Origin of the sequence: Methylocystis sp. JAN1, assembly GCF_052186135.1 — a bacterium.
In the GTDB taxonomy this organism is placed as follows: Bacteria; Pseudomonadota; Alphaproteobacteria; order Rhizobiales; family Beijerinckiaceae; genus Methylocystis.
Genome location: NZ_CP181499.1, coordinates 2477914 through 2501122, shown reverse-complemented (window position 1 = coordinate 2501122; position 23209 = coordinate 2477914). Strand labels below are relative to the sequence as shown.

Here is a 23209-nt window from a genome sequence, read left to right as displayed (position 1 = left end):
TATTAACCGACTTTCGGAGATTAAGAATTCCGTCGATCAGGCGCTTTTCATCATCGTTGACCCGTCTCCGGCGCGCAGCAATCGCGCAAGATTGTAGTCCGAGACGAAGGTGAGGAGCGCGTCGGGCGGAAGCGGGCGGCTGAACAGATAGCCCTGGATCTCGTTGCACCCATGTTCGCGCAGGAAGGCCTCCTGAGCCTCGGTCTCGACGCCTTCCGCGACGACGCTCAGCTTCAATGCGTGGCCAAGCGAAATGATCGCCTCGGCTATGGCCCGATCGTTCGGATCGGTCAGGAGGTCGTTGACGAAGTAGCGGTCGATTTTGATCGTGTCGAGCGGGATCCGCTTGACCAGCGCGAACGACGTGTGGCCGGCGCCGAAGTCGTCGATGGCGAGCCGGACTCCCGTCTCCTTGATCGCGCGCAAGGTCGCCAGGGCGTCGTCGGCGTCCTGCATCACCATGTTTTCGGTAATTTCCAGTTCAAGCCATTCGGGCTCCATCCCGGCTTTCGCCAAAGCTTCGGAAATATTGCCGATGATCTGATCGTCATAGAGCTGGCGCGGCGAGAGATTGACGGCGACGCGAAGCGGCTCGAGCCCCGCCGCGCGCCATTGCATATGTTGGGCGCAGGCCGTCTCCATCGTCCATTTGCCAATCGGCACGATCAAGCCGGTCTCTTCGGCAATAGGGATGAAGCGGTCCGGAGAAAGCAGGCCGAGATCCGGATGGCGCCAACGCAACAAGGCCTCGACGCCCGACACCGCGCCCGTCGAAAGGCAGCGTTTGGGTTGATAATAGACCAGCAGCTCCCTGCGCTCGAGCGCGTGGCGCAAATCGTTCTCCAGCGTGAGTCCCTGCAGGGTCTGCGTCTTGGCCTTGGGCGAGAACATCCTGACGACGCTCTTGCCCTCCGCCTTGGCGAGATACATGGCGGAATCGGCGTTTTTCAGAAGCGTGTCTTCATCCTCGCCATCGGCGGGATAAAGGGCGACGCCTATGCTGGCGCTGACGCCGCACTCGCGACCCGCGATCACCGTCGGCGCGCCGAGCCGCGCGAGCACCGTTTCAGCGACGCGGATCACATATTCGCGCCTGTCGGCGTCGCGCACGATCGCGACGAATTCGTCGCCGCCGAGACGTGCGACGATGTCGCCGTCGCGCAGGCATTTCTTGAGGCGGTGCGAGGCCTCGCGGAGCAGGGCGTCGCCGGCGCCGTGGCCGAAAGTGTCGTTGATCGCCTTGAAGCGGTCCAGATCGATGAAGAGCAGGCCGAAGCGGCGCGCGTCGCGCCGGGACGCCGCGATCTCTTCCCTCAGCAATTGCGTGAACAAGGCTCTGTTGGGGAGGTCGGTCAGAGCGTCATGCGTGGCGAGATAGCGCACGCGCGCCTCCGCCTCATGCCGCTCCGTCACGTCTTCATAGAGCACGACGGCGCCGCCATCCGCCTGCGGCGTCTGCGTCGCGCAGATCAAGCGGCCGTCGGAAAGAGGAACGATCGCGCAGGCCGCGCGGCGCGCCTGCAGATTGGCGCGAAGCTCCGCCGCAACGGAGTCGGCGGCCTCCCTGGAGAGCGCGCCGGCCATTCTGAGCTGCAAGGCGATATCGTCTATCGTCCGCCCCGTCGCGAAGTCGACGCCGTCGGCGCCGCACAGGCGGCCGACCTGCGCATTGGCGACGACGAGCCGCCCCCCGGCGTCGAACATGCAGAGGCCCTGCGGCATGTTGTTCAGCGCCGCATCGAAACGCCTGTTCTGCTCTTCGAGCCGGCGGGCGAGTTCGCTCATCTCCTTGCGCGCCAACAAGACGCGCAGCGCGTTGGCGGATTGGTAGAAGCAGATTTCGAAGGCGCCGAGCGAGAAGACGATGAGAATGAGCGCAAGGATGTAATAGGCGGCCTCGTTGCGCATGAGGGCCGCGGCGCAGAGCGGGACGACGTTGAACAGGATCTGCCCAATAGCGACATTGCGAACGCCGGAGTTGCGAACCACGGCCCCCGCCGTGCAGGCGGTCGTCACCGTTATTACGAGCATATGAACGAGGGCGTCGTCGGCGACGCCGAGCGCCACGATGTCCAGCAAGCCAAGGGCGCCGGAAAAGGCGTAGGCCCCCATTGCGTAAATCGCCACCCACCGGGCCAGCGCCTGGAGATCGTGGTTTCTGGCGCGATCGCGCCGGCGGTAGGCGAGAACGGCCGTTATTCGCGTTGCGCTGATAAGCGTCATCAGGGCGGCGCAATACGCCAGTTGCGGCAGCCCGGCATAAACGGCGACCGCGAAAGCGAGACAAATCGCGCCTGCGGAGCCCAGCGCCAGGGAAGCAAACGGCGCGTACAGCGAGTCGACGAGATCCGCGAGAACGTCGTTCGTGACGCGGGAATCCTTGACGAGAAATTTGATTAAAAACGACAATTTCATAAAGCCCCTCGCCCTCGTAAATTGTCGCGGCGCCGGTTTATTTTTTACTGCCAAGCATGCTTACCGATATATCAAAGTATTGTTCCACAGAAAGAATTCCCGCGCCCGCGCATCTCGGGCCGCCATGCCGGTCGGTCAACGCTTCCCGATTGTCATTCGGGCAGCCGCACGGTCGCGACGGCCAGCGCCGCAACGCCTTCGCGCCGACCGGTAAATCCGAGCTTCTCCGTCGTCGTCGCCTTGATCGCCACGCGGTCGAGCGGCATCCCCATGATCTCCGCGAGCCTCGCGCGGATGGCCTCTCGGTGCGGGCCGACCTTGGGCGCCTCGCAGACGACGGTCGCGTCGATATGCGCGATCATGCCGCCGCGCGCACGCACCAGCTTGCAGGCGTGTTCGAGGAAGATGCGCGACGGCGCGCCTTTCCATCGGGGGTCCGAGGGGGGGAAATGCGCGCCGATGTCGCCTTCCGCGACGGCGCCGAGCACCGCGTCGGTGACGGCGTGCATCAGGACGTCGGCGTCGGAATGGCCGGCGAGCGAATGGATGTGCGGGATGGCGACGCCGCCAAGCCAGACATGATCGCCTTCGGCGAAGGCGTGCACGTCGTAGCCCTGGCCAATTCTAACATCCGTTAGAATGCGCGGGTCGGGGCGGGCGGCTGCGTCGAGCTGATCCATGGCGCGGGCGAAATCCTCTGGCGTCGTGAGCTTGAAATTGGCCGGATCGCCGGGAAAGACGTGCACGGCGTGGCCGGCGGCCTCGGCGATCATGGCGTCGTCGGTATATTCGCGCCCGCCCGCCGCCGCGGCGCGATGGGCGTCGAGGATGAGCCGAAAACGAAAAGACTGGGGCGTCTGCACGGCGCGCAGCCGCGCGCGATCGGGCGTGGCGACGACGAAGCCGGCGGCGTCCATCTCCTTCACCGTGTCATTCACCGGCACGCCCGGCACGGCCGCGCCATGCGCACGCGCCGCGTCGACAGCGCGGGCGATCAGGGCGGGATCGGCGAAGGGGCGGGCGGCGTCGTGGATGAGCACGATCTCGGGCGCGCCTTCCCGCGCAATGGCTTCCAGGCCGTTTCGCACGCTGTCCTGGCGGGAGGCGCCGCCATGCACAGGTTTTGACAGCGTCGCCCGCTCCGAGTCGCTCAGCTCCGCGACGCTTCGGGCGTACAGCGCGCCGTCGTCCGGGTGAATGACGACCTTTATGGCCGCCTCCGGCGCCCCGGCGCGCATGGCGCGCAAAGTGCGCGCGAGCGCCGTCATTCCCGCGAGCGACCGATATTGCTTGGGCAGACCCTCGCCGGCGCGCGAGCCGCGTCCGCCCGCGACGATCAGGATGGCGATTTCCGATTGAGAGACCATGTCGCTCTGTGTCGCTTTTCGCCCCCTGCGTCAAATAGCCTGGGACGTGGCGGAAAAGCCATGTTGCAACTGCGAAGAGGGCTGCTTATACTGTGGGCAAGATGACTACTGCCGAAAAAGTGGGCGCAGAGACGCCTTCGGCGCTGCAGATCGGCCCCGTGCGGCTATCGGGCCGCGCATTTCTTGCTCCGATGGCCGGCGTCACGGATCCAGCCATGCGGCATATCGCCGAGCGCTATGGCGCCAGTGTGACCGTCAGCGAAATGATCACGGCGGCCGGCGTCGCGCGCGGCGACCGGGAGACGGCGCTGCGGCTTGCCGCTTCCCGCGATACAAATGCGGCGCCGCGGGTCATCCAGATCGCCGCCCGCGACCCCAAAGAAATCGCCGCCGCCGCCCGACATGCGGAGGAAGCGGGCGCCGACTGGGTCGACATCAATATGGGCTGCCCCTGTAAACGCGTGACAGGGGGTCTCGCCGGCGCCGCGCTGATGCGCGATCTCGACCAGGCGGCCGTCCTGATTGCGGCGGCCCGAGCGGCCATACGCGTTCCCGTCAGCGTAAAGATGCGGCTCGGCTGGGATGACGCCTCGCGTAACGCGTCCGAACTCGCGCGCCGCGCCGAGGCGGAAGGCGCCAGCCTCATCACCATCCATGGACGCACGCGCCAGCAGTTCTACGCCGGCCGCGCCGACTGGGCCGCGATCGCGACCGTAAAGCGGGCGGTCTCGGTTCCGGTCGTGGCGAACGGCGACTGTCGCGGTCCGGAAGACGCCGCGCAAATGCTCGAAATGTCGGGCGCCGACGCGGTCATGATCGGCCGCGCCGCGCAGGGACGGCCGTGGCTTGTCGGCGACATCGCCCATTATCTCGCGGCGGGCCGGCGCCGGGCGCAACCCTCGCTTGCGGAACGCGGCGCCGTCGCGCGCGAGCATCTCGACGGCCTGCTGTCGCAAATGGGCGCCGGGGCAGGGCTTCGCCACGCACGCAAGCACCTCGCTTCCTATGTGGACGAGGCCTTCGGCGCCGCGAACGCGGAGGTCGCCGGGCTACGACGCGCGCTGGTGACGGCCAACGTCGCGGAAGACGCTTTCCGCCTCATCGACTCTATTTTCAGCGCTGGGACACATGAGGCCGCCGCATGAGCCTTTCTGATCGCCCGGGACGCGACGACACGCGGCGCAAGGAGTTTGCGCCGCTCAAAATCGTCGACGAACGCGGCCGGAGTTGCGTGCTCGAGGCCCTGCCAAACGCCATCCTCACCGTCTCGCGCGACGACGAGGTCGAGGACGCGAACGCCGCTGCGGAGAGCTTTTTCGAACTCGGCAAACCGCTGCTCATCGGCCAGAAGATCGACAGGCTCCTGCCGTTCGGCTCGCCGCTCATCACGCTCATCCAGCATGTGCGCGACCGCGGCGCGGCGATCAACGAATACAAGGTCGATCTCGGTCGGCCGGGGCAGGAGGGAGACCGGCGCGTCGACGTGCATTGCGCGCCGCTTCCCGAGTCGGAAGGCACGGTGCTCGTCGTGCTGCAAGAACGTACAATTGCCGATAAAATAGACAGGCAGCTCAGTCACAGGGGCGCCGTGCGCTCGGTGTCTGGACTTGCGTCAATGCTCGCCCACGAAATCAAGAATCCGCTATCGGGAATTCGCGGCGCCGCACAATTGCTGGAGAGCGGCCTGTCCGACCAGGATCGCGCGCTGACGCGGCTGATCTGCGAGGAGACCGACCGCATCGTGCGGCTCGTCGACCGTATGGAGGTCTTCTCCGACGCGCGGCCCCTGAAGCGCGAACGGGTCAATATTCATTCCGTGCTCGACCATGTGAAGCAGGTGGCGCAGAGCGGCTTTGCGCGTCGAATCAGATTTGTCGAGAATTACGACCCCTCGCTGCCGCCGGTGCACGCCAATCGCGACCAGCTCATTCAGGCTTTCCTCAACCTCGTCAAGAACGCCGCCGAAGCCATCGGCGACGACGCTGTGGATGGAGAAATCGAGCTTTCCACCGCCTTCCGGCCAGGCGTAAGCCTGCGGGCGCTCGGCGCGCGCAGCCCCGTGGGCCTGCCGCTTGAATTCTGCGTGCGCGACAACGGACCGGGCGTGCCCGACGACATCGCCGCGCATCTCTTCGACCCCTTTGTGACCACGAAGTCTTCGGGGACTGGCCTGGGACTTGCACTCGTCGCGAAGATCGTCAACGACCACGGCGGCGTTATTGAATGCGAATCTCTTCCCCGACGTACGACCTTCCGAATTCTGATGCCGATGTACCGCGCCAGATCGGCCGAGAACCCATCGGACAAACAGGAGGAAGGTCGCTCATGACCCTTCGTCAGTGCGGGAGATCGGTGCGATGACGAGAGGCGAGATCCTTGTCGCCGATGACGATGCGGCCATCCGCACGGTCGTCGCGCAGGCGCTGTCGCGCGCGGGTTACGAAGTGCGGACGACGGGAACGGCTGCGACGCTGTGGCGCTGGGTGCAGTCCGGCGAAGGCGACCTGGTCGTGACGGACGTCGTCATGCCGGATGAAAACGCTTTTGAGCTTCTGCCACGCATCAAGAAGCTGCGCCCGGAGCTTCCGATCATCGTCATGAGCGCCCAGAACACTTTCATGACGGCGATACGCGCGTCGGAAAGGGGCGCCTATGATTACCTGCCGAAACCCTTCGACCTGAAGGAGCTCGTCGGCATCGTCGGCCGCGCCATGGCCGAGCCGCGCAAAAGCCCGAACGAAGCCGCGCCCGAGGAAATGGAGGGAATGCCGCTCGTCGGAAGATCGCCGGCGATGCAGGAAATCTACCGCTCGCTCGCGCGTCTGATGCAGACCGACCTGACGGTCATGATCAATGGCGAATCCGGCACGGGCAAGGAGCTCGTGGCGCGCGCGCTTCACGATTACGGAAAGCGTAAGAAGGGCCCGTTCGTCGCCGTGAACATGGCGGCGATTCCGCGCGACCTGATCGAAAGCGAGCTTTTCGGCCATGAGAAGGGCGCCTTCACCGGCGCCAATCAGAGATCGGCCGGCCGTTTCGAACAGGCCGAAGGCGGCACGCTCTTCCTCGACGAAATCGGCGATATGCCGATGGAGGCGCAGACCCGTCTGCTGCGCGTGTTGCAGCAGGGCGAGTACACGACGGTCGGCGGCCGCACCCCGATCAAGACGAACGTCCGCATCATCGCGGCGACGAACAAGGATTTGCGCGGGCTGATCCAGCAGGGGCTGTTCCGCGAGGATCTCTATTTCCGTCTCAACGTCGTCCCGCTCCGCCTGCCGCCGCTGCGCGAGCGCACGGAGGACATTCCCGACCTGGTCCATCATTTCTTCAAGCAGGCGGCGAGCGAGGGCCTGCCGCAGAAATATATCGAGCAGGCGGCGCTCGACCGGATGAAGAAGTATCGCTGGCCGGGCAATATCCGGGAGCTGGAGAATCTGATCCGCCGACTCGCCGCGCTGCATCCGCAGGAAGTGATCTCCGATCAGCTTGTCGAGGCGGAGCTGGAGCACGAGCTGCATCAGGCCTCCGTCGACAGGCCCGCCGCGTCCGGCGCCGCAACGTCGAAGGAGCTGGAAAACGGCCAGACTCTCTCGACTTCCGTCGAGCAGCACCTCGCCAGGCTCTTCCGCGACTGCGGCGACGGCCTGCCGCCCCCCGGCCTCTATCACCGCATTATTCGCGAAATCGAAATTCCGCTGATATCGGCGGCGCTTGCGGCGACGCGCGGCAATCAGATCAAGGCCGCGGAGCTTTTGGGGCTCAATCGCAACACGCTGCGCAAGAAGGTCAACGATCTGGATATCAGGCTGATGCGATCGCCAAGGTAAGAGGCGACGTTTCGGCGTCATCACGATCGCCGCCGACCCGTGGCGATCGCTCATGGCCCGTTGCCTGGACCGCGCGCCGCGCCCGACCGGTCCGGTCGAAGCCCAAATCCATCGCGACGCAACGTCCCGCACTCTCGCGCTGTCCGTCTAAATATATATTACTCCAAGATAAATTCTGTTTTCAGCTTGACGGTTTCCGCTTAAAGCGGGAGAAAGGCGCAAAGGCACGAACAGGGTTCTTTGCGATGATCGGAAATGGCCAACGCCCTGAAGACGTTTTCACCAAAGCGCGCGCGAACGCGGCTCGGGTGTTTTCGGCTCATGCGCATGACGGGACGTCGGGAGCCGAGCGCATCGCCGACGACGTGCTGGAGCGCCTTCAACACGAACCCAAATTCCGTCTCGAACGGAACGCCCCGTTTTTCACAATCGGCTCCTGCTTCGCCAGAAACATCGAAGCCGCTCTCCTCAAGCACTCCGTGGAATGCATTACGTCGAGAGCGATCTTTCCTGACGAGTTATACGAGACGACAGGGCTCGGGGCGCGCAATGGCGCGTTGAACGCGTACACGCCGGGCTCCATGCGGGATCTGGTGCGATTTTCGGCCCGCCAGGACGCGGAGACCGTGGCGACGCTCGACGTCGGGAACGGCGAATGGGCGGATCTATTGGCGTCGGGGCTCCGCTTTCTGACCAGGTCTGAGCTGGCGGGCGTACGCAAGACGCTGATCGACGCTTATCGACGCCTGCCGGAGGCGCGAACAGTCATTCTGACTCTTGGCTTCACCGAGGCGTGGAGAGATTTGTCGAGCGGGCTGTACGTGAATCGACCGCCGGCGGGCAATATCCGTTTGAATCGGCGCGCCTCGGGGTTCGAATTCGTCAACATGAGCGCCGCGCAATCTCTCGAAGCGGTCGATCAGACCGTTCGCGAAATCAGGTCGCAAACGCATGATCAGGCCAAAATTATTCTGACGGTTTCCCCGGTTCCTCTTTCCAGCACGTTTACTCGCGAGGACGTGATCACCTGCAACGACTTTTCCAAGGCGACGCTGCTCGCCGTCGCGCGCGAAGTCGCGAGCAAATATGACTACGTCGACTATTTTCCCTCTTATCAGTACGTTCGCCATTCAAATCCGGCAACGACCTGGCAAGACGACGGGGTTCACGTTCAGTACGCGGTCGTGTCCCGGATTATGGAAAAATTTGCAGATCATTATCTGTGAGACTGTCGGAGCCCGGCCGGCGGGTGTCGGCAGCGTTGGATGTCGGGCGAATAGCGATGGTTGCGCCCATAGCGTTGCACATTTGCAACAGTGACGCCTCGGGCCTATAACCGGGCATGGCCCAAGCAGACGAGCAGGCATTCGCGGAGAATGGCAAAAGCGCGCGCGCCCGCGCCTGGGTCGGGCCTGTCGTCGCCGTCGGCGCCGTCGGATGCGCGCTGGCGACTTTTCTGGTCACTGCGGAATTCGGAATCTCGCCGACGGACGACCGGCTCATTCCGCTTCTCGTCGCCAATGTTCTCTTCGTCGGCGTCCTCCTGGCCATGGTGGTCGTCAAGGTCACGCGGCTCTATCGCGTCTGGCGGCGCGGCGAGGCGGCGGCGCGCCTGCATGTCAGAATCGTCGGATTCTTCTCGGTCATCGCCGTCATTCCGGCGATCCTGCTCGCCATCGCCGGCTCGATGACGCTGGAGCGGGCGCTCAACCCGGCCTTCATGAACGGAGTGAAGATCTTCGTTCACAACACCGCCCAGGCGGCCGAGGCGTTCCAGTCGAGCCAGTGCCAGGCCTTGTTGCAGGAGGCGCAGCTTACCGCTTCGGATCTCGACCGGGCGCGCGTCCTCTTCATCACGGACCGCAACTATTTCCACCAGATCTTCGACTCGCGCGCCAAATTTCTCGGCTTCTCCGTTGCGGCGCTCGTGAAGTCCAACGGCGAGGTTCTCGACCGGGTGGACGTCGCGAAGAACGCGTCGGCGATTGTCATCGCGCCGCCGGAGTCCGAGTTCGAGAACGCCCGCAAGGGCGAGCCGCTCTGTCTGATGATCGACGACGGCAAGAGCTTCGTGGCGCTGCGGGCGCTCCAGGCGTTCGAGAACACTTTCTTATACGTGACGCGCCCGATAGACCCTTTCGCGATCGAGTTCCCGAAGCAGGCCGAGACTCTGATCAACCGATACGACGCCTTTGACGGCTATCGATCCGCCGTGCAGCGCGCCTTCGTGCTGATGTACGCCCTGCTGACGACCATCATGCTGCTGTCGTCCATCTGGCTTGGCCTCGATTTCGCTGAGGGCCTGGTCACGCCCATCCGCACGCTCATCGCGGCGACCGATCAGGTCTCCGGCGGCAATCTCGGCGTGCGCGTCAAGGTCGACCGCTCCCATGGCGAGCTCGCGCGGCTCGGCGACGTCTTCAACAATATGACGACCGAACTGAACCTCCAGCAGTCTCGCCTGCTGGAGGCGTACAGAATCAACGACGAACGCCGCGAGTTCACCGAGGCCGTCCTCGCCGGCGTGCCCGCGGCGGTGATGGGCGTCGACTCGGACGGGCTCGTGACCATCCTCAACCGCTCCGCCGAGGAATTGTCGCTCAACGACGCAAAAGGCCAGGCCACCGTGGGGGCCAGCATCGCCGACGTGATGCCGGAGATCGCGCCGCTCCTCACGGACGCCGTGGAGCTATTTCCGCGCGCCGTTCAGAGTCAGATCACCATCAAGCGCGGCGCGGCCGAGCGCACCTTCAATATCCGCGTCACCTCGGCCCGCCGCGCCGACGACGGCCATCCGAACTTCGTCGTCACGCTGGACGACATTACCGATCTCGTGACGGCGCAGCGCACGTCCGCCTGGGCGGACGTCGCGCGGCGCATCGCCCACGAGATCAAGAATCCGCTCACCCCGATCCAGCTCTCGGCCGAGCGCCTGAAGCGCAAATACGGAAAGCTCATTCAGCTCGACCGCGAGGTCTTCGACCAGTGCATCGACACGATCGTGCGGCAGGTGGATGACATCAAGCGCATGGTCGACGAATTTTCCTCCTTCGCCCGCATGCCCAAGGCGCGGCCGACCCGCGACGACCTCAATGAATGCGCGCGTCAGGTCGCTTTCCTGATGCGGGTCGGCAACGCCGACGTCGACATTATCGAAACCCATACGGAAACGCCGATCTACGCGCAGTTCGACCGCCGGCTCCTGTCCCAGGCGCTCACCAATATCGTCAAGAACGCGGTGGAGGGTATTGCGGCGCGAGCGCCGGAGGACGCGGCCGAACGGGGCCGGGTCGAAATCAAGCTGTCCGTGCGCGACCGCATGGCCGAGGTCGACGTCATCGACAACGGTAAGGGCTTCCCGGCGATGAACCGGCAGCGGCTGCTCGAACCGTATATGACGACGCGCGCGGACGGCACGGGTCTCGGGCTCCCGATCGTCGCCAAGATCATCGAGGATCATGGCGGGCGGCTGGAGCTTCTGGACGCCCCGACGGGGCGCGGGGCCTGCGTGCGACTCGTTCTGCCGCTCGCCGAGAGCGGCAATTCGACTGCAGAGCCGGAAACGGCGAACACCTCTGAGACAAGCGGGGCGTAATGGCGAGCGATATTCTGATCGTCGACGACGAAGAAGACATCCGCGAGCTGGTCGCGGGCATTTTGGGCGACGAGGGGCACGGGACCCGCACCGCGAAGGACGCCGACGAGGCGCTGGCCGCGATCGCCTTTCGGCGGCCGCACCTCGTCTTCCTGGATATTTGGCTGCAAGGCTCCCGGCTCGACGGCCTGCAGGTGCTGGAGCAGATCCAGAAACAGCACAAAGGCTTGCCGGTGGTCATGATTTCCGGCCACGGAAATATCGAGACGGCGGTCAGCGCCATCAAGATCGGCGCCTACGATTTCATCGAGAAGCCGTTCAAGGCCGACAGGCTGGTGCTCGTGGCCGAGCGCGCGCTCGAAGCCTATCAGCTTCGCCGCGAGTTGTCGGCGCTGCGGCAGCGGGCAGGGGCCTTCGACCGGATCGTCGGCAATTCGCCCGCGGCTCACCAGCTCCAGCAGCTTATCGCCCGTGTCGCGCCTGTGAATTCCCGCGTGCTCATCACCGGCGCCCCGGGGACTGGCAAGGAGCTGGCGGCCCGTTGTATCCACGAGGCCTCGCAAAGGGCGGGCGGACCGTTCGTTGTCATCAATTCGGCGACAATCACGCCCGAAAACATGGAGATTGAACTTTTCGGACGGGAGGGTCCGGACGGCGAGCGAAAGATCGGCGCGCTGGAGGAGGCTCATGGCGGCACGCTCTTCCTCGACGAAATCGCCGACATGCCCAAGGACACGCAGGCGAAGATCCTGCGCGTGCTCGTGGACCAGACATTCCAGCGCGTCGGCGGCGCAACCAAGGTGCAGGTGGACGTGCGCGTGATCTCGTCGTCGGCCCGCGACCTCGCTTCCGCGATCGAGGAGGGAGCGCTGCGCGAGGATCTCTTCCATCGGCTTGCGGTTGTGCCGATCCGGGTGCCGTCGCTGGCCGAGCGGCGGGAGGATATCCCCGCACTGATCGATTATTTCATGGAGAATATGTCGCTCGCCTCGGGCATGCCGCGGCGCCAAATTTCCGAGGACGCGCTCGCCGTCCTCCAGTTGCACGACTGGCCTGGAAACATCCGCCAGTTGAAGAACAATGTGGAACGATTGATGATCCTGACGGCTGGCGAACCCGGCGCCGCGATCTCCGCGGAGATGCTTCCGGCCGATGTCGGTGAACTCGTTCCGGCGACGCCTGCGGGGGTCAGGGGCGAAAAGCTGATGAGCCTGCCGCTTCGCGAAGCGCGCGAAGTGTTCGAGCGCGAATATCTGGTGGCGCAGCTCAACCGCTTTTCGGGCAATATTTCCCGCACCGCCGAGTTCATCGGAATGGAGAGGTCCGCCCTCCACAGGAAGTTGAAGTCGCTATCAATAGATTAGATAAAACAATTTATTATAGAAATAATCTCATGTTCAACATTAAGTTTGCGCCTCCTCGGCGCTCTGCCGACCGCTGCGCCGGAAAGGATGGCGGCGGGCGGCAGGACGGCGGCTATCCGGCGAGATGCGGCGCGCCTCTGAAAATGGGCGGCTCATTTTGTCTCCCTCGAAGCGCCGCGGCGATTGTCGGAGCGGTCGTCGCTTCGCGGCGGTCCGCTCGCGCTCCCGGGCGAGACCGAGTGGCCGCGCTTGATCTCCAATGCTGTAATGCAGCAAAATGACCGTCCAAAGCGCTGGAGAGCAGCGCCCAGGAATGCGGAAAGGGCCTTCGAACGGGACGTCTCGTCCAGCAGCCCGAGCGGCTCTCGGCGCGCCGACATTGGCGGCCCCAGGTCATAAGCATGTGTGGACGGCCCCTTGCTTGCAAGGTCTGGCGGGAGATTTTTGGGGGTGCGTTCGCTTGCGAGCATGTGTCCGGCCTGTTGGTGCGGCGAAGGCCGCTGGCCAAGATGGGTTCCGCGTGCGGGAGATCCAAACAATCCAGCGACCTCGATGGGCCGTTGCTTCGCGCGGTTTATCTCCCGGGGCGGATCGAACGATCCCGTCCATCTCTCTCCGTCTGTTGCAAGGTCGGCCCGGCGAGCCCGAATGTCGGTTCGAGCCCGCCGATTTCGTCAGGCGGCGGCGATGGCCGGGCCGCGGCGCGCATAGCGCTCGCCGCTCGCCATCAGCTTCCAGGCGATCCGCGCCATCTTGTTGGCGAGCGCCACCGCGGCCAGTTTGGCGGGCTTGCGCGCGATCAGCGCCTGCAGCCAGGCGGACGGGTTTTTCGCCGCGCCTCGGCGCGTCTGCCAGACCACCGCGGTCGCGCCGACGACGAGCAGGCTGCGCAGCATCGGATCGCCGGCCCGCGTAATGCGCCCCGGCCGCGCCTTGCCGGCGGTCGAATGGTCGCGCGGCGTCAATCCGAGCCAGGCGGCGAAGTCGCGCCCCGACTTGAAGAGGCGCGGATCGGGCGTCTTCATCACCAGCAGCGAGGCGATCAACGGACCGACGCCCGGGATCGCCGTCAGGCGCCGCGCCGCCTCGCTTGCATTATGCCAATCGCGCAGCCGCCGGTCGAGCGCCGCGATCCGACCGCACAGGCTTGCGTGCTCCTCTGCGAGTTCGGCGAACAGCTCGCGCGCCAAGGCCGGAAGATCGGCCGCCGCCAGGCGATCGAGAAGCCGCCCGACCCCCGCCGGCCCCCTGGCGGCGATGACGCCGAACTCCGCCGCATGGCCGCGGATCGTGTTGACGAGCTGGGTGCGCAGGCCGACCAGCCGCTCGCGTTGGCCCGCCAGCATCAGGGCCGCCTGCTGATCCTCCGATTTCGCCGGCACGAAGCGCATGTGCGGCCGCCCGGCCGCCTCGCACAGCGCCGCCGCATCGGCCGCATCGTTCTTGCCGCGCGCCACATAAGGCTTGGCGAGCTGGGGCGCGATCAGCCGCACGTCGTGCCCGCGCCGCGTCAACTCCCGCGCCCAATGATGCGCCCCTCCGCACGCCTCCATCGCCACCAAAGTCGGCGGCAGCTTCTCAAAAAACGACGCCATCTGCGCGCGCGTCAGCTGTCGGCGCAGAACAACCTGCTCGCGCCCATCCACCCCGTGAAGCTGGAAAAAACGCTTCGACGTATCCATTCCAATGCGTGTAATCTGGTCCACGGACGGCTCCTTTGATGAAGTCCTCGACAAACCTCATCATGGCGCATAGATGCCGCTCAGGGGCCGTCCACCCCAACAATCCAGGTCAAGCAATGTGGAGTTGCATCCGGCGCCGGCGGTGGCGGCGGCGGGTTTGGAACGGATAAAGGTGATTGGCTGGCCGCAAGGCGCAGGTCATGCGCCCTGGTCAGCCACATAAATTGCTTAAGTGGTTCTGACCGCGACTTCCGCCTTGCGCTCCGACAGTCGAAAGGCTCTAATGAGGCCTTGCGGAGGCCAAACAAAAACCATGACCGCGGGGGGCGGCGTCAAACCGCTCGGCTCAATCAAGAAAAGAACAGGACAGCCGATGTCGTCGGAGCGTTCGCAAAATCTTCAGGATACTTTTCTCAATTTCGTCCGGAAAAACAAGGTCCCGCTCACCATCTTCCTCGTCAACGGCGTGAAGCTTCAGGGCATCGTCACCTGGTTCGATAATTTCTGCCTGCTGCTGCGCCGCGACGGCCACTCGCAACTCGTCTATAAGCACGCCATATCGACCATTATGCCGGGCCATCCAATCCAGATGTTCGAGCCTGGCGAGGACGAAGGGCCGGCGGAGAAGCAGCGGTAAGCGGGTTGAACGACGATCTTGCAGGAGAGGGACGCGCGGTCGGCGACGAGCGGACGCGCGCGATTGTCGTAGGGCCTTATCTTTCGAAGGGGCCCACATCGCTCTCGCGCGACCCGCAGGCGCGTCTCGGCGAAGCCGTCGGCCTCGCTCAGGCCATTGATCTCGACATCGTCGGCGAGATTGGCGTCGCGCTGAACGAGGTTCGTCCCGCCACCTATCTCGGCAAGGGCAAGGTCGAGGAAATCGCCGAGACCGTCAAGGCGCGGGAGGCCGGCCTCGTCAGCATGGATTGCCAGCTCTCGCCCGTGCAGCAGCGCAATCTCGAAAAAGCCTGGGGCGCCAAGGTTATCGACCGCACGGGGCTGATCCTGGAGATTTTTGGTCAGCGCGCGCGCACCAAGGAGGGCGCGCTGCAGGTCGAACTCGCCCATTTGGCCTATCAGAAATCCCGCCTCGTGCGGTCCTGGACACACCTTGAGCGCCAGCGCGGCGGCTTCGGCTTCCTCGGTGGCCCCGGCGAGACGCAGATCGAGACCGACCGCCGCCTCATCGAGGAAAGGATGCGCCGCATCGAGCAGGACCTCGACAAGGTCAAGCGCACGCGCGGCCTCCACCGCAAGACGCGGCGCGAGGTTCCTTACCCGGTCGTCGCCCTGGTCGGTTACACGAACGCCGGAAAGTCCACGCTTTTCAATCGGCTGACCAAGGCGGACGTGCTCGCGCAGGATATGCTCTTCGCGACGCTCGACCCGACCCTGCGCCAGATCCGCCTGCCGCACGGCGCTCGCGTGCTGCTCTCTGACACTGTGGGCTTTATCTCCGACCTGCCGACCATGCTCGTATCGGCTTTCCGGGCGACGCTGGAGGAAGTGACGCTCGCCGACGTGATCCTGCACGTCAGAGACGTCTCGCACGAGGATTCCGAAGCTCAGGCGCGCGACGTCGAGACGATTCTCGATGAGTTGGGTCTCAAGGGAGAGGCCGAGGGCCGAATCATTGAGGTCTGGAACAAGATCGACTCGCTCGCTCCCGAGCGTCTCGACGCCTTGCGCGTCGCCGCTCGCGGCTATGAGCCCCGACGCCGGCCGGCGCTCGTCTCGGCGCTGACGGGCGAGGGATTCGACGACCTTCTGACGCGCGTCGAGAACCTGCTGGCCGCCAGCCGGATGACGCTGGCGCTGGAGCTGGCGCCGGAGGACGGGCAGGGGCTCGCCTGGCTTCACGCCCATGCCGAGGTGCTGTCGCGCGAGTCCCGGGACGATGGCGGTTCGCGCCTCGTGGTGCGCGTCGCGCCGGAGCGTTTCGACGAGGTCAAGCGCCGCTACGGGGCCGCCGCGCCGGCCGCCCGGAACGTCTAGCGCATGCATTGGATCTACCTCGCCATTGCGATCCTTTCCGAGGTCGCGGGCTCCTCCTTGCTGCCCGCAGCGCAGGGCTTCCGCAATCCGCTGCCGTCCTTCTTTGTCGTTGCAGGCTATGTAAGCGCCTTCTACTTCCTCTCGCTGACGCTGGAAGCCATTCCGCTTGGCGTCGCCTACGCCGTCTGGTCCGGGGTCGGCCTTGCGCTAATCTCGGTCGCCGGCTGGGTCTTCTATCGTCAGTCGCTGGGCGCCATGGAGATCGCAGGCATCCTTCTGATCGGGCTCGGCGTGGTTGTCCTGAAGTTCGGGGGGAGCGCGCGCTAATCGGCCAATAGGAAAGCCGGCAGCATCCGCTTCAGCGTGCGGTCCTTCAGCACGTAATGATGCGCCAGCGCGGCGGCGGCGTGCAGCGCCGCCAGCAAGACCAGCAGATGCGCCAGAAACTCGTGGATTTCTTTCGCGTAATGCTTGAGCTCGCGGTTCTTGGGCCAGGGCGAGGGAATTTCGGCGACGCCGAAAAGCGAGAGCGGGTCGCCGCCATGGAACAGCGTCACCAATCCGACGACCGGCGCCGCGAGAAGCAGGGCGTAGATCGCCAGATGGCCGAGCTTGGTCGCGAGCGCGGCAGGCGCGCCGAGGCGCGTCGGCTCCAAAGGCGGGGCGGGGGTCGTGAAGCGCCAGGCAAGACGCAGCAGAAGCAGCAGGACCACCAGTTCGCCGAAAAAGATATGGATGAACTCGCCCATATGGCGGATCGACCCGCGCGGCAGTTCGTCGCCGAAGACGCCCAGTGTCCAGGCGGCGGCGACGCAAACGACTGTCAACCAGTGAAAAAATTGCGCGGGCGGACTGTAGCGGGACGCGGTCGAAGCGTCGGACATGGCGGCCTCCATGTTGAGGCGGCAGCGTGGCGCAAAGCCGCGTTCAGATCAAGTACTTGCAGTGTCGCACCGCGGGCGCGCCCCCCTGCGAGGAGGCCGATGGGAGCGGCGCCCTACTTCTCCGCCTTGGCTTTTTCCGCCAGCTTGGCTTCGGCCCAAAGCGCTTCCATTTCATCCAGCGAGGCAGCTTCGAGGGACGAGCCCGTCTCCGCAAGGCGGCGCTCGATATGATGAAAACGGCGCTCGAATTTCGCGTTGGCGCCGCGTAGCGCCTGCTCGGGGTCGACCTTGGCGTGACGAGCCAGGTTGGAGACCACGAAGAACAGGTCGCCGATCTCCTCTTCCAGCGCTTTCGGGTCAATCTCGCCTTGCGCCAGCTCTGCGGCAACCTCTTCCGTTTCCTCGCGAATCTTCCCCATCACATGCTGGGCGTCGTTCCAGTCGAAGCCGACTTTTGACGCCTTCTGCTGGAGTTTGACGGCGCGGGTAAGAGCGGGCAGGGCGAGGGGGACGCCGTCGAGGAGGCTTGCCGGAGCAGGGGTTCCTTTGGCGGCCTTTTCCGCCGCCTTGATCTCGCTCCACTGCGCCGTCACGCCCTCGGGCGTGAGCGCGGCGCCCTCGCCGAAGACATGCGGGTGGCGTCGGATGAGCTTGTCGCAAATCGCCGTGACCACGTCGGGGAAGGCGAAGGCGCCTTGCTCCTCCGCCATGCGCGAATGGAAGACGACCTGCAGCAGAAGGTCGCCGAGCTCGTCCCTCAGCTCATCGAGATCGCCCGACTCGATCGCGTCGGCGACCTCATAGGCTTCCTCGATTGTGTAGGGCGCGATGGAGCGGAAATCCTGCTCAAGGTCCCAAGGGCAACCGGTCCCGGGCGCGCGCAGCGCCGCCATGATCTCGATGAGACGCTCGATCTTCTCAGACATGCTCGGATTCGCACAACGAGCCTGAAGGCTTGCGGTCCAAAGGGCCCCGGACCGCAAGCCTTCAGGCTCGCAAATGGAGAAAGCGCCGCAGGCAGGCCAGCTTGCGGCGCTCGGATCGTTAATCCAGCGTGATGGACAGCGCCTCGCGGCCCTTGGCGGTGTCGACGACCTGCATGGTCACCGGCTGGCCTTCCAGCAGGCGCTGCACGCCCGACGGGCCGAGGATCGAGATGTGGACAAAAACGTCCTTGCCGCCGTCATTCGACTGAACGAAGCCGAAACCCTTGGTCTCGTCGAACCACTTGACCTTGCCGGAGACCGGCACGGCGGTCGACGGATCAGGCGCCTGACGGCGCGGGCGGGGGCTGTCGAAACCGCCGCCGCGCGGAGGCGGCGGAGCGCGCTCGGCGGCGCCGGCGAGATCGACGTCAAGGATGCGCTGGACCTGCTGGCCCTTCACCGAACTGGTCACGACGACCTGCAGCTTGGCGCCTGGCGGCAAAGCTTCATATCCCGCAGCCTGCACCGCGCCGATATGAAGGAAGGCGTCGCCCGTGCCGTTGGCGAGCTCGACGAAGCCGAAGCCTTTATCCGGCTTGAACCATTTCACGATGGCGTCAACGGCCGGCTCGTTGCTCATCATCGGGGGAGCCGAGTCGGGGAACCCGCCCCCGAACGGCGACCTCGGGGCGCGACTGGGCCGGGGGGCGTCATAGCCGTACGGACCGTCGTCATCGAACCCGCGCTTGCGAGGTCCCCGGAAATCTCTACCTTTGCTCATGTCTTCCTGCTCGTCTCCGCCAAAAAAGGCAAGACTTTTATGCCAAACGCGTGCGCCCATGCGAAAACGGTCGGGCGCGAAAAATGCGTCCGCTCGAAACGATGGGATGTTGCCAGTTTGAATGCCATATAGTCCCGCGCAGCAGGGGTTTTAGCAGATATCGGGCCGTCCTGGCCAGAAATTTTCGTCGCGCCATCGAAAAAACCCAAGAAACGCCATGGTCGGGCCTGGCTTTCGCTTCGCGCCGCATTGCTTTTTCAGGCGCTTCGCGGGCATCGGCCCAAAGCCGGAAAATGTCGAAACTGAGACCGGCCGACGTTCGGCGGCCTTCGCCGGGCGCGACGTATGGCGGCGCCCCCTTCAAGCGTCGTCGCTTCCTTGCCGCAAACGTCTTCCTGCCCCGAACGTCTCGAGCCTGTCTGGTTATGAACGCCCCGCCGCGCTCATGTTCAGCCAGCCAGGTCGTTACGCCATGCGGGCGGAAGGAGTCGGAGCGGCGACGATCTCTGGCGGCGCCGCAATGGAGCCGGGGAAATTCGATTCCGAGAGGCGGGAGAGAGGCTATGTTTGATTCGCATAATCGATATTATGGAACCAAATTCGGCGCCTCTGCGGATGTTTCAGACTTCGATCCGCATCCCGTCATAGGCCGGCTCGACATTGGCCGGCAGCACCGCAGCCAGCGCGTCGTAATCCAGATCGACGTGAAGGTCGGTCAGCACGGCGCGCTTCGGCCGGTAGAGGTCGATGAAAGCCAGCGCCTGTTCCACCGAAAGATGCGTGCCGTGCCGCTGCCAGCGCAGCGCGTCGATGATCCAGAGGTCGAGGCCCTCGAGAAAGCGCGAACTCTCCGGCGGGATGGCGTTGAGGTCCGGCGTATAGGCGACGCCGCCGAAGCGGAAGCCCAGCGCGTCCATGTCGCCATGGTCGAGCCGGAACGGCGTCGCCTCAAGCGAGCCGCCGGGGCCTTCGATCGTCACGGGCCGGCCTGGACGCAGCCGGTGTTCGGTCATCAGCGGCGGATAGAAGCTCCCCGGCGGCGTGACGAAGATGTAGCCGAATTTGTGGGTGACCTCGCGCGCCGTCGGCTCGTCCATGTAGGCCGGGATGCGGCGGCCGTTCCGGATCACGAGCCCGCGCACGTCATCTATCCCATGCGTGTGGTCGGCGTGCGGATGGGTGTAGAGCACCGCGTCGAGGCGCTTGACGTCGGCGTCGATAAGCTGCTCGCGCAGATCCGGCCCGGTGTCGACCAGCACCTGCGTCGCCGCGGCTTCGCGGTCGCCTTGCGCCACCAGAATCGAGCAGCGACGACGGCGGTTCCGGGGATTGTCCGGGTTGCACCTGCCCCAGCCCTGCCCGACCCGCGGCACGCCGCCTGATGACGCGCAGCCCAATATCGTGACGGTCAACGTCACGCGGCCTGCTCCAGCGGCGGCATTTTCGTGAAGAGCCGCAGCGCGTTTTCAGTTGTGGCTCGGGCGAATCCGGCCTCGGAGACGCCCTTGATTTCGGCGAGAAGCCGGGCCGTATCGGCGACGAAGGCCGGCTCGTTGCGTTTGCCCCGATGCGGCGCCGGCGCGAGAAACGGCGCGTCGGTCTCGACCAGCATCCGCTCCAGTGGCACGGCCTTGGCGGTCTCCCGCAGTTCGGCCGAATTCTTGAAGGTCACCACGCCCGAGAAAGAGATGTAGAGGCCGAGATCGATGGCGGTCTGGGCGAGCTGGCGGCTCGAAGTGAAGCAATGGAGCAGGGCCGGGAAGGCCCCCTTCCCCATTTCCTCGGCAAGAATCGCTGCGCAATCCTCGTCAGCGTCGCGCGTATGGATCACAAGCGGCAGCCCGGTCTCGCGCGCGGCGGCGATATGGGTGCGAAAGACGCGTTGCGAGACGTCGCGCGGCGCGCGGTCGTAATGATAGTCGAGTCCCGCCTCGCCGAGCCCCACGCATTTGGGATGTTGCGACAACGTCACGAGCGCGTCGACCGTCGGCTCGGCCTCCTCATGCGAATGATGCGGATGAGTCCCGACCGTGCAGAACACCTCCGGATAGGCTTCCGCCACTGCCTTGACGCGGTCGAAGCGCGAGAGATGCGTGGAGATGGTGATCATCCGCCCGACGCCCCGGGCCTTCGCGCGGGCGACAATGTCGGCCTGCTCCGGCGCGAAATCGGGGAAGTCGAGATGGCAATGGGTGTCGATGAGCATGTTTGTTTTCATTTTCCCGAATAAGCGCGCCAGTCGCCCCGCGCGCATAGAAAGCTGTTGGAGGACCAGCCGCCCGCCCCGCTCCCGCGGTTCATTTTGCCATTCACCGTGGCGGTGGCGCCGAGGAGCTTCAGGATGAAGGAAACGGCTCCGCCCGGGCCGATTTGACCGGAGGCGGCGGCCGGAAGGCCCGTCAGCTTCGTCACGCGACCGCCCTGCACCACCGCCCAGAGGCGCTTGCTTTTCACTGGACAGAAGAAGCTCGATGTTGTCGCGTCGATGGTCCAGACGCCGTCATAGCTGGACGTGGCTCCGGCGGGCCGGGCTTCGACAGAGCCGCCTGTGGCGATTGCGGCGGCGACAAGAGCCGCTAACGTCTTTGCTTTATCCATCTCAGTCTGCCTGCCACGGCCGGCGGGCCGAATGCCTGATATGCACGATTTCGACAGCTTCATCGGTGAGCCGGTAGAAACCGGACCGGGTTTTCAGACAGGAAGGCGACAAAGGTCTCCAAGCCGGCTGCGACACGCGCCGCTCCCTGTGGCGAACTCGCCGCTCTCCGCTTGCGTCAAACCTTCCGCGATCGCTGCCTCTTCGTCGGGCGAGAGGGCGTAAAGACCTGTTCGCGCCGCCTCGATTTCCCGCGCCGCTTCAGCCAATGCTTCCCGGCTTGCCTCTGGCCAGCGCTCGATTGCGAGGAGCATCTTTTTGAACGTCGAGTTCATTGGATAATTATAGCACATCTCCCTCGGTCGCTCACCCGCAATCCCCGGCCCATTGGGCGGAAGCCCCTGTCACGTCCGGACCGCCTCGAACAAGATCGCCTGCATCGGCAATTTCACAGGCGTCCCGAACTCCTCGGTCAGCTGCGCCGCCATCGCCTCGACAACGGTCTCAGGCGCTACGTCCCCCCGCGCGCGGATCTGGTCGACGAGCGGGTTGCCGAAGACGAGGCCCTTTGAAAAAGCCATCGGGTCTGCGACTTCGTGCATGCGCGGCAGCACCGAGACGACGATATGCGAGAAGCCCGCGGCGATGAGCGCCTCCTTGATGGGGTCGATCTCCGGGCAGGAGAAAGGCGTCTTGAGGAACTTCGGCGGATCGTCGGGGAAGAGGCGCTCGACCACGCCGAGGCCGATGCGCGCGAAAGGGTTGTAGCGCGCCGCGTCCCAGACGTTGAAGAGATAGCGGCCATGGGGCTTCAGCACACGCCGGGCCTCCCGCAGCGCGGCGTCCTTGTCGGGGAAGAACATCAGGCCGAACTGGCAGACGACGGCGTCGAAAGCCCGGTCCGCGAAAGGCAGGACGAGCGCGTCGGCGACCTCGAAGCCCACCGCCTCGTCCGCACGGAATTTTTGGCGCGCGACCTCCAGCATGGGCGCGTTGAGATCCGTCGCCGTCAGGCGAGCGGCCGGAAGAAGCGCGTCCCGGAGTTTGCGCGTGACAATGCCCGTTCCCGCCGCGATCTCCAGCACGTCATGCGGCGCGCGTATGGCTGTCCGCCGGGCGATGTCGGCCGCGTAATCCTCGAAGATCACGGGGCCGAGGCCCGCGTCGTAATGGCGGGGAATGTCGCCGGCGAAGCGGGCTGGATCGGAATCGCGCATGTCGGCAGTGTAGCCGCTCGCCTGATCGGAAGCCAATCGAACGATCTCGTCGCCCGCTTGCCTTGCAAAGCTCGTGATCGCGCCCCGCCCGGCGCCATTTGAGGCGATAACATTGGACGCGCCTGAGGGCGCCCGGTCCGTGAAAGGGGCTGGAAAAAATGACCATCGTGCTCAACCACACAATCGTGGCGGCGAAAGACAAGCGGGACGCGGCGCGCTGGTTCGCCCATATCTTCGGCCTGCCCTTCGACGAGGCGGCGGCCACGCATTTTGCGCCGGTCCGGGTCAACGACACGCTGACGCTGCTTTTCGACGATGAGCCGAACTTCCAGCCCAGCCATTACGCCTTCCATGTCAGCGACGCGGAGTTCGAGGCGATCTTCAACCGGGTGCAGGCGAGCGGCCTGAAATATGGCAGCGCGCCGGGCAATTTCGAGGATGGGAAGATCAACCACTGGAATGGCGGCCGCGGGGTCTATTTCAGGAGCCCCGACGGCCATGTGCTGGAATTGATGACGGTCCCGCAGTAAGGCGACGCCTCATATCGTGGACCGCCA

General features: G+C 64.9%; 20 protein-coding genes. 10 read left to right on the top strand and 10 right to left on the bottom strand.

Features of this window, described 5'->3' with window-relative positions:
* Window positions 1–36: 36 nt before the first annotated feature.
* Both ACNHKD_RS11885 and ACNHKD_RS11880 read right to left on the bottom strand, forming a co-directional pair.
* Window positions 37–2415 carry a putative bifunctional diguanylate cyclase/phosphodiesterase gene (locus ACNHKD_RS11885; protein ID WP_442753698.1) on the bottom strand — a complete coding sequence of 793 codons (2379 nt, stop codon included), beginning with the start codon at window positions 2413–2415 and terminating at the stop codon, window positions 37–39.
* 152 nt (window positions 2416–2567) lie between these two features.
* Window positions 2568–3782 (bottom strand): bifunctional 2-C-methyl-D-erythritol 4-phosphate cytidylyltransferase/2-C-methyl-D-erythritol 2,4-cyclodiphosphate synthase, encoded by a 1215-nt coding sequence (locus tag ACNHKD_RS11880; RefSeq protein WP_442753697.1) that lies wholly within the window; start codon window positions 3780–3782, stop codon window positions 2568–2570.
* 101 nt (window positions 3783–3883) lie between these two features.
* Between ACNHKD_RS11880 and dusB the strand changes: the two genes are divergently transcribed.
* The 6 genes from dusB (at window position 3884) to ntrX (ending at window position 12571) form a co-directional block, all read left to right on the top strand.
* Window positions 3884–4927, top strand: coding sequence for a tRNA dihydrouridine synthase DusB (gene dusB, locus ACNHKD_RS11875; RefSeq protein ID WP_442753696.1), 1044 nt, complete (start codon window positions 3884–3886; stop codon window positions 4925–4927).
* Window positions 4924–6111 (top strand): two-component system sensor histidine kinase NtrB, encoded by a 1188-nt coding sequence (locus tag ACNHKD_RS11870; RefSeq protein WP_442753695.1) that lies wholly within the window; start codon window positions 4924–4926, stop codon window positions 6109–6111. Before dusB ends, ACNHKD_RS11870 begins: the two co-directional genes overlap by 4 nt.
* Window positions 6112–6139: 28 nt before the next feature.
* Window positions 6140–7612: a nitrogen regulation protein NR(I) gene (ntrC, locus tag ACNHKD_RS11865; RefSeq protein WP_442753693.1), complete on the top strand. Its 1473-nt coding sequence runs from the start codon at window positions 6140–6142 to the stop codon at window positions 7610–7612.
* A gap of 245 nt (window positions 7613–7857) precedes the next feature.
* Window positions 7858–8838: a GSCFA domain-containing protein gene (locus tag ACNHKD_RS11860; protein ID WP_442753692.1), complete on the top strand. Its 981-nt coding sequence runs from the start codon at window positions 7858–7860 to the stop codon at window positions 8836–8838.
* Window positions 8839–8954: 116 nt separating this feature from the next.
* Window positions 8955–11207 carry an ATP-binding protein gene (locus tag ACNHKD_RS11855; RefSeq protein WP_442753691.1) on the top strand — a complete coding sequence of 751 codons (2253 nt, stop codon included), beginning with the start codon at window positions 8955–8957 and terminating at the stop codon, window positions 11205–11207.
* A complete protein-coding gene (gene ntrX, locus ACNHKD_RS11850) occupies window positions 11207–12571 on the top strand; it encodes a nitrogen assimilation response regulator NtrX (RefSeq protein WP_442753690.1) in 1365 nt (454 codons plus the stop codon). Before ACNHKD_RS11855 ends, ntrX begins: the two co-directional genes overlap by 1 nt.
* 674 nt (window positions 12572–13245) lie before the next feature.
* On the opposite strand, the gene ACNHKD_RS11845 is transcribed toward ntrX, so the two are convergent.
* A complete protein-coding gene (locus ACNHKD_RS11845; protein ID WP_442753689.1) occupies window positions 13246–14277 on the bottom strand; it encodes an IS110 family transposase in 1032 nt (343 codons plus the stop codon).
* 349 nt (window positions 14278–14626) lie between these two features.
* Between ACNHKD_RS11845 and hfq the strand changes: the two genes are divergently transcribed.
* The 3 genes from hfq to ACNHKD_RS11830 are packed head-to-tail and all read left to right on the top strand — an operon-like array spanning window position 14627 to window position 16575.
* A complete protein-coding gene (hfq, locus tag ACNHKD_RS11840) occupies window positions 14627–14890 on the top strand; it encodes an RNA chaperone Hfq (protein ID WP_016921091.1) in 264 nt (87 codons plus the stop codon).
* 5 nt (window positions 14891–14895) lie between these two features.
* A complete protein-coding gene (gene hflX, locus ACNHKD_RS11835) occupies window positions 14896–16248 on the top strand; it encodes a GTPase HflX (protein ID WP_442753688.1) in 1353 nt (450 codons plus the stop codon).
* Between the two features lie 3 nt (window positions 16249–16251).
* A complete protein-coding gene (locus ACNHKD_RS11830; RefSeq protein WP_442753687.1) occupies window positions 16252–16575 on the top strand; it encodes a DMT family transporter in 324 nt (107 codons plus the stop codon).
* Here ACNHKD_RS11830 and ACNHKD_RS11825 read toward each other — a convergent pair.
* The 7 genes from ACNHKD_RS11825 to ACNHKD_RS11795 all read right to left on the bottom strand — a co-directional run bounded on the left by ACNHKD_RS11825 (window position 16572) and on the right by ACNHKD_RS11795 (window position 22688).
* Complete coding sequence (locus tag ACNHKD_RS11825; protein ID WP_442753686.1) at window positions 16572–17132, bottom strand: cytochrome b; 561 nt, start codon at window positions 17130–17132, stop codon at window positions 16572–16574. The two genes, ACNHKD_RS11830 and ACNHKD_RS11825, sit on opposite strands and share 4 nt — an antisense overlap.
* Before the next feature lie 113 nt (window positions 17133–17245).
* A complete protein-coding gene (gene mazG, locus ACNHKD_RS11820; protein WP_442753685.1) occupies window positions 17246–18058 on the bottom strand; it encodes a nucleoside triphosphate pyrophosphohydrolase in 813 nt (270 codons plus the stop codon).
* 118 nt (window positions 18059–18176) lie between these two features.
* The gene (locus ACNHKD_RS11815; protein WP_442753684.1) at window positions 18177–18839 is read right to left on the bottom strand and encodes a cold-shock protein; all 663 of its coding nucleotides are present in this window, start codon (window positions 18837–18839) and stop codon (window positions 18177–18179) included.
* 620 nt (window positions 18840–19459) lie between these two features.
* Window positions 19460–20257, bottom strand: a complete 798-nt coding sequence (locus ACNHKD_RS11810) for an MBL fold metallo-hydrolase (RefSeq protein WP_442753683.1) — start codon at window positions 20255–20257, stop codon at window positions 19460–19462.
* Complete coding sequence (locus ACNHKD_RS11805) at window positions 20254–21045, bottom strand: TatD family hydrolase (protein WP_442753682.1); 792 nt, start codon at window positions 21043–21045, stop codon at window positions 20254–20256. Before ACNHKD_RS11805 ends, ACNHKD_RS11810 begins: the two co-directional genes overlap by 4 nt.
* 8 nt (window positions 21046–21053) lie before the next feature.
* A complete protein-coding gene (locus ACNHKD_RS11800; RefSeq protein ID WP_442753681.1) occupies window positions 21054–21437 on the bottom strand; it encodes a hypothetical protein in 384 nt (127 codons plus the stop codon).
* Window positions 21438–21839: 402 nt separating this feature from the next.
* The gene (locus ACNHKD_RS11795) at window positions 21840–22688 is read right to left on the bottom strand and encodes a class I SAM-dependent methyltransferase (protein ID WP_442753680.1); all 849 of its coding nucleotides are present in this window, start codon (window positions 22686–22688) and stop codon (window positions 21840–21842) included.
* A 122-nt stretch (window positions 22689–22810) separates the two neighbouring features.
* Between ACNHKD_RS11795 and ACNHKD_RS11790 the strand changes: the two genes are divergently transcribed.
* The gene (locus tag ACNHKD_RS11790) at window positions 22811–23182 is read left to right on the top strand and encodes a VOC family protein (RefSeq protein WP_442753679.1); all 372 of its coding nucleotides are present in this window, start codon (window positions 22811–22813) and stop codon (window positions 23180–23182) included.
* Window positions 23183–23209: the final 27 nt, after the last annotated feature.

Bases quoted from the DNA above. Each gene is read 5' to 3' on its own strand.
- ACNHKD_RS11805 (WP_442753682.1), bottom strand. From the start codon at position 21,045: ATGCTCATCGACACCCATTGCCATCTCGACTTCCCCGATTTCGCGCCG.
- ACNHKD_RS11880 (WP_442753697.1), bottom strand. From the start codon at position 3,782: ATGGTCTCTCAATCGGAAATCGCCATCCTGATCGTCGCGGGCGGACGC.
- ACNHKD_RS11825 (WP_442753686.1), bottom strand. From the start codon at position 17,132: ATGTCCGACGCTTCGACCGCGTCCCGCTACAGTCCGCCCGCGCAATTT.
- ACNHKD_RS11800 (WP_442753681.1), bottom strand. From the start codon at position 21,437: ATGGATAAAGCAAAGACGTTAGCGGCTCTTGTCGCCGCCGCAATCGCC.
- ACNHKD_RS11885 (WP_442753698.1), bottom strand. From the start codon at position 2,415: ATGAAATTGTCGTTTTTAATCAAATTTCTCGTCAAGGATTCCCGCGTC.
- mazG (WP_442753685.1), bottom strand. From the start codon at position 18,058: ATGTCTGAGAAGATCGAGCGTCTCATCGAGATCATGGCGGCGCTGCGC.
- ACNHKD_RS11860 (WP_442753692.1), top strand. From the start codon at position 7,858: ATGATCGGAAATGGCCAACGCCCTGAAGACGTTTTCACCAAAGCGCGC.
- ACNHKD_RS11855 (WP_442753691.1), top strand. From the start codon at position 8,955: ATGGCCCAAGCAGACGAGCAGGCATTCGCGGAGAATGGCAAAAGCGCG.
- ntrC (WP_442753693.1), top strand. From the start codon at position 6,140: ATGACGAGAGGCGAGATCCTTGTCGCCGATGACGATGCGGCCATCCGC.
- ACNHKD_RS11830 (WP_442753687.1), top strand. From the start codon at position 16,252: ATGCATTGGATCTACCTCGCCATTGCGATCCTTTCCGAGGTCGCGGGC.
- dusB (WP_442753696.1), top strand. From the start codon at position 3,884: ATGACTACTGCCGAAAAAGTGGGCGCAGAGACGCCTTCGGCGCTGCAG.
- ntrX (WP_442753690.1), top strand. From the start codon at position 11,207: ATGGCGAGCGATATTCTGATCGTCGACGACGAAGAAGACATCCGCGAG.
- ACNHKD_RS11790 (WP_442753679.1), top strand. From the start codon at position 22,811: ATGACCATCGTGCTCAACCACACAATCGTGGCGGCGAAAGACAAGCGG.
- ACNHKD_RS11815 (WP_442753684.1), bottom strand. From the start codon at position 18,839: ATGAGCAAAGGTAGAGATTTCCGGGGACCTCGCAAGCGCGGGTTCGAT.
- ACNHKD_RS11870 (WP_442753695.1), top strand. From the start codon at position 4,924: ATGAGCCTTTCTGATCGCCCGGGACGCGACGACACGCGGCGCAAGGAG.
- hfq (WP_016921091.1), top strand. From the start codon at position 14,627: ATGTCGTCGGAGCGTTCGCAAAATCTTCAGGATACTTTTCTCAATTTC.